Genomic DNA, 1057 nt, shown 5'->3' with positions numbered 1-1057 from the left:
AAGGGGTTGTTGCACACTTTTTTAAAGGAAATATATTCCTAGTAGATATATAATCAATATCACTAGAAATATATTTGTATTTTTAAAAAAGTCAATGGTAATATTTTTTAATTATTAAACACTAGTGATACTTTTTTATAGTGTTTCAGACCTTTTATCTCAGCTTACACCACTTTACAATAAATTTAACTAGCCAAAGCATGATTATTAAGATGTTCAATGACATCTTCAAAAGTAGTTATATTTTTATCAAGTTGTATTGTTTTAAGCAACTTGCCATAAATTAATTCTTTAGAAATACAATCAGAAATATAGTATTTTGTTTCTTGTGGACTTTGAAATTTTAACTTAGAAAATTTACGGCTCATAAATGGTAATAAAACGGTTATGCTATAGGCAACCCCTATTAAATTAGCGTATTTTTCTATAGCTTCTTTATGTCTTACCATATAACTTCCAAAAGACCAAAAAGTTTTAGTTTGATAAAAGATAACCTCAATATTCCAACGCATTTTATATACATTAAAAACTGTTTTAGATTTAGGTTTAGCATTATAACTACTTTGATTACTTGATACATCATCAAAACTATTAATTTTTTTAGGATCTATAGTGCTTAAATATATTCTAACTGATGAAAATTTATTAATATCAGTGGTCGTAACTGTAATAAATACAGGCTCATCGTGTAGATTAGTCATTACTTTCTTATGAGCTATAAAATAATCATTTTCTTGAGTATAAGAAAATTTACGATAATCTAACTTATCACCTTTGGTCTTTGGTCTACCACGTTTACCTATAGGTTCAGGCTTTAAATTATATATAGCTGTATCCTTACGAACAGCACCAATAACATCTATATTCTTAAGCTTTTTAATAGGTTCTATAAAAGGTGTTTTTGTATACTAACTATCACATAGAACTATCACTTGATAATCTTGTAAAATAGGAGCTACACCTGTTACCATATCAGCTGCTAATTCCATTTTGCTTTTTAGTGAATCGTAAAGTTTATACTGAACCGGAATTTTTATATAATGTATATTTCCTTTGA

1 pseudogene is annotated in these 1057 nt (G+C 26.8%); it reads right to left on the bottom strand.

Annotation, left to right across the window (positions count from 1 at the left end):
• Nucleotides 1-277: 277 nt before the first annotated feature.
• Nucleotides 278-854, bottom strand: a pseudogene (locus GBZ86_RS16175) (IS701 family transposase); the annotation flags it as partial.
• Nucleotides 855-1057 lie beyond the last annotated feature (203 nt).

Source organism: Clostridium tarantellae (genome assembly GCF_009295725.1).
In the GTDB taxonomy this organism is placed as follows: domain Bacteria; phylum Bacillota; class Clostridia; order Clostridiales; family Clostridiaceae; genus Sarcina; species Sarcina tarantellae.
The sequence above is the reverse complement of the archived record's forward strand: the minus strand, read 5'-3'. Positions and strand labels throughout refer to the sequence as shown.